Source organism: Arthrobacter agilis (assembly GCF_002953615.1).
GTDB classification, from domain to species: domain Bacteria; phylum Actinomycetota; class Actinomycetes; order Actinomycetales; family Micrococcaceae; genus Arthrobacter_D; species Arthrobacter_D agilis_B.
In genome coordinates, this window is the sequence record NZ_CP024915.1 from 3,178,399 (window position 1) to 3,182,664 (window position 4,266).

General features: G+C 72.1%; 4 protein-coding genes. 3 read left to right on the forward strand and 1 reads right to left on the reverse strand.

Translation table 11 applies throughout. The features are described 5' to 3' along the window. Window positions 1–301, forward strand: a 301-nt coding sequence (locus tag CVO76_RS17435) for a hypothetical protein (protein ID WP_244186033.1), incomplete at its 5' end; no start/stop codon positions are given. A gap of 46 nt (window positions 302–347) precedes the next feature. After that, window positions 348–1,394 (forward strand): Gfo/Idh/MocA family protein, encoded by a 1,047-nt coding sequence (locus CVO76_RS15570; protein WP_244186035.1) that lies wholly within the window; start codon window positions 348–350, stop codon window positions 1,392–1,394. Window positions 1,395–1,463: 69 nt separating this feature from the next. Here the strand turns inward: CVO76_RS15570 and ald are convergent, their stop codons facing one another. Further along, a complete protein-coding gene (gene ald / locus CVO76_RS15575; protein ID WP_208740042.1) occupies window positions 1,464–2,576 on the reverse strand; it encodes an alanine dehydrogenase in 1,113 nt (370 codons plus the stop codon). 268 nt (window positions 2,577–2,844) lie between these two features. On the opposite strand from ald, the gene CVO76_RS15580 reads away from it, so the two are divergent. After that, window positions 2,845–4,062 (forward strand): PucR family transcriptional regulator, encoded by a 1,218-nt coding sequence (locus tag CVO76_RS15580; RefSeq protein ID WP_133081524.1) that lies wholly within the window; start codon window positions 2,845–2,847, stop codon window positions 4,060–4,062. The last annotated feature ends 204 nt before the right edge of the window (window positions 4,063–4,266 follow it).

Here is a 4,266-nt window from a genome sequence, read left to right on the forward strand (position 1 = left end):
GATGCGCTTCGACGGACAGATCCTGCGGGCTGCCGAGCAGCAGGGCGGTGCGGACCTGGAGCATCCGACGCAGCAGCTCGTCCGGCTGCACCTGTCCATGCTGCTGCGCCAGATCGGAGCGCCGGATCCGGAGCTCGGCGCCTACCAGCTGGCCGCGTTCCTCAATGCTGGGCTCCTGCTCCATCTGCAGGAGTCCAGGGGCATGTCCACGGCCCGGCTCCAGGCCTCCTGGCGGGTGCTGGTCACGTCGCTGGCGTCAGGACCGCACGGGCAGCCCCCGGCCGGAGCCAACGTACACTGAACATCGCCGGCCACGAGTCCGGTGGCGAGATGAGGACGGTGGTCGCGTGGTACAGGGACCTCGCGGGGCGATCAGCACCGTGCTGGTCGGGTTCGGCCACGGCGGCAGGGTCTTCCACGCCCCGCTGATCGCCCACGATCCCCGCTTCGAGCTCGCCGCCGTCGTGGTCCGCAGCGCGGACCGCAGGCGGGCCGCCCGCACCGCCTACCCCGACGCCGCCGTCGTCGGCAGCATCGACGAGGCACTCGCGGCGGTGCCGGACCTGGACCTGGCCGTGATCAGCACGCCCAACGCGACCCACGCCGCCCTGGCCGCCTCGGCCCTCGGCAGGGGGCTGCACGTGGTGCTCGACAAGCCCTTCGTGGTGCACGCGGACGACGGCGAGCGCCTGATCGAGGCGGCGCAGGCGGCCGGGCGCCTGCTCGTACCCTTCTCCAACCGTCGGTGGGACGGCGATTACCTCACCGTGCGGTCCATGGTGGAGTCGGGGGCGCTGGGCCGGATCCGGACCTTCGAGTCCGCGATGGAGTCCTGGAAGCCGTCCATCACCAAGCCGTGGAAGCGGGATGCCGGGCCCGGTGCCGGCGGGGGAGTCCTCTACGACCTCGGCCCGCATCTCATCGACCAGGCGCTCAGCCTGTTCGGCCCCGCCGTCCCGGCGTTCGCGGACCTGCGGATCGACCGGGCGGGCGGAACGGCGGACGACACGGTCTTCCTCGTGCTCCAGCACCTCGGTGGTGTGACGAGTACCCTGCACGCCGGGACGCTCGCGCCGCAGGTCCGCTCCCGCTTCCGCGTGACCGGGGACGACGCGGGCCTCACCGTCCTCGGCACGGATCCGCAGGAGGGCCTGCTCGCGGCGGGGATGCCCCCTGGCGCCGTGACCGGTGCGCAGGCCGGCGCGCACGGGCTGCTCGGACGCGACGGGCACCTCGAACCGGTCCCGATCGACCCCGGCGCCTATCCGTCCTTCTACGAGGGCGTCGCAGCGGCGATCGAGGGCGGGCCGGTACCGGTTGCGGCCGAGGACGCGCTCGCCGTCGTGCGGATCATCGAGCAGGTCCACGCGTCGTTCCCCGCCCGGCCCCGGTAGCTCCCGCCGGCTTCCGGGTGGTCCCGGACGAGCCGGGTGGACCGGCGCTGCGGAACCCTGTCGTGGAGACTAGACCAGCCGGCTCCAGTCCTCGGCCAGCTCCAGGCCGTGTGCCTGGGACACCGAGTGGTGGGCCACCCTGCCGGCGGCGACGTTCAGCCCGCGGGCGAGTGCGGCGTCGGCCTCGAAGGCCCCCCGGACCCCCCTGTCCGCGAGCGCGACGGCGTAGCGGAGGGTCACGTTGGTCAGGGCGTAGGTCGAGGTGTTCGGCACGGCGCCCGGCATGTTGCCGACGCAGTAGAAGAGCGAGCCGTGGACGGTGAACGTGGGGTCCTCGTGCGTGGTGACCCGGGAGTCCTCGAAGCACCCGCCCTGGTCCACGGCGATGTCGACGAGGACGCTGCCCGGCTTCATGCGGGCCACGAGCGCATTGGTCACGAGCTTCGGCGCCCGGGCTCCCGGGATGAGGACGGAGCCGATGACGAGGTCGGCCTCGAGGACCGACTTCTCGATCTCGAGGGAGTTCGATGCCACGGTCCGGACGCGTCCGGCGTACAGGGCGTCGAGCTCGCGCAGACGTGCGATGTCGATGTCGAGGATGGTGACATCCGCCCCTGTGCCCACGGCCATCGCCGTCGCGTTGGTCCCGGCGACTCCGGCTCCGAGGACCACCACCTTGGCGGCGCGGACGCCCGCGACGCCGCCGAGCAGCAGACCGGGACCGCCGGCGGGGGCGGTCATCACCTGGGCTCCCACCTGCACGGACAGGCGTCCGGCCACCTCGGACATCGGTGCGAGCAGGGGGAGGGCCCGACCGTCCTGGACGGTCTCGTAGGCGATGGCCGTCACGCCTGCGTCGAGGAGTGCCCGGGTCAGTTCCGGTTCCGCCGCGAGGTGGAGGTAGGTGAAGAGGATGAGCCCCTTCCGGAAGCGGTGGTACTCGGCGGCGACGGGTTCCTTGACCTTCATCACCATGTCGGCACGTGCCCAGACGTCGTCGGCCGCGTCCACGAGTTCCGCGCCGGCGGCCTCGTATTCCGCGTCGGTGATGCTCGAGCCGATCCCGGCGCCGCGTTCCACGAGCACGACGTGCCCGCGGGCCCGGAACTCGTGCACGCCGGATGCAGTGATGGCTACACGGAACTCGTTGTTCTTCACTTCTTTGGGGACGCCGATGATCATTTGGGTTCTCCACGGGTGCGATCGGGCGGACGGGGGTAGGTCCAGAATAGGGACCGTGCCGGGGCCCGTGGGCGGGTTCCGGGGTCCCCGGCCGACGGCTCGGAGCGGAGGGGCCAGGACGGAACCGGCGTCGAGCCCGGGATCCCGGGCAGTGACGCATTGTGAGCTGGGCCACTAGCAGACGGAGGCGAGAGAATGCCATCGACAGATGTCGGGTCCCGGGGCGGCAGATGTCGCTTCGGGTGACGCTTCCGCCTAGTGTTGGCCTGTGCAGAACCAGGCCATCGAGGATGTCGTCGAGTCCATCGCTCAGAAGCTCGGCCGCGGCCTCTCCCTCGAGGATCCCGACGGCGTGCTCCTCGCCTACAGCAGCCACCAGACCTCGGCGGACCGGGTCCGCGTGAACTTCCTGCTGAGCAAGAAGGTCCCCGCCGACGTCAGCGAGTGGCAGCTCCGCCACGGCATCGCGCAGGCCGTGCGTGCCGTCGCCGTCCCCGCCAACGACGATCTCGGCATGCTGGGACGCGTCTGCGTCCCGTTGCTCGTGCGGGGCTTCCGGGTGGGCTACCTCTGGGTGCAGCAGCAGTCCACCGACGATCCCGCCGCCGAGATCCTCGCCGTCCTCCCCTCGGTCCGGCCGACCATCGACCGGCTCGCGGAGTTGCTCCTCGAGACCGATACGGCATCCTCGGCGCGGCGTACGCAGCGGGAGGCGACCTTCCTCGCGGCGTGCCGGGGGGTCGCGGGCGCCGTCGACGAGCTGCGGGGGTGGCGCGAACTCGGCGGGCACGGTCCCTGGCGCCTCGCGGTGGTGCACGAGCTGTCCGACGGCGTCGGCGACGACCCCCACGAGGCAGCCCTCCTCCACCGCACGCTCGCACTCCAGGCGACCGTCGGCGTCGCGCCCGTCCTCTTCAGTGCAGGAGCGGCCGCCTTCTCCGTCCTGCTCTGCGCGCCGGAGGTCGGACGCAGCGTGCTGGAGCACGTCCTGGACGGCTACCGGGCAGAGGTGGCCAAGCGGGCGGGCCGGCCCGCGGGCCGGATGGTGCTCGGCCTGAGCGAACCGGCCGCCGATCCACGCAGCCTCGAAGAGGCTTTCCAGCAGGCGCAGCATGCCGTGCAGGCGGGCGCGGTGGATCCCAACCTCGCCAGGGTCTGCCCGTACTCCGACATCGGCGTCTACCAGTTCCTCGGCGCCGTGGGCTGGCAGGCCCCCGCCCTCGGCAGCGTGCATTTCGCCGAGTTGAGCGAGGCCGACCGCCTGGACGAGCTCCTGCCGGTGCTCGAGCTGCTCTATGACAAGAACGGCTCGGTGCAGGACGTGGCCGCCCAGCTGCACCTGCATCGCAGCAGCGTCTACAACCGGCTGAGCAGGATCCGTTCGGTCATCGGCGTCGACCCGCTCGCCGGGATGGTGCGGCTGGAGCTGCACCTGGCGCTGAAGGCGCGGAGGTGGAGGTCCCGCCCCCGGTTCGAGCAGTCCTGACCGGCCGGAGACGGATCCGGCCGGCGTCCCGTCAGGCGGGCAGGTCCTCGGGCTCGGCCACGGATTCTCGCGTGGCATCCCCTGCTGCCGGTGGAGCGGTCGACGCGGCGGAGGCTTCCCTGCGGCGCAACTGGCTGCGGAGCCAGTCCTCGACGTCGGACCTGCGGATGCGGCGGTGGGACCCGCGGTACTCCACCGCGAGGG

Excerpts from the sequence above, each read along its gene's own strand:
- ald (WP_208740042.1), bottom strand. The coding sequence starts at position 2,576 with ATGATCATCGGCGTCCCCAAAGAAGTGAAGAACAACGAGTTCCGTGTA.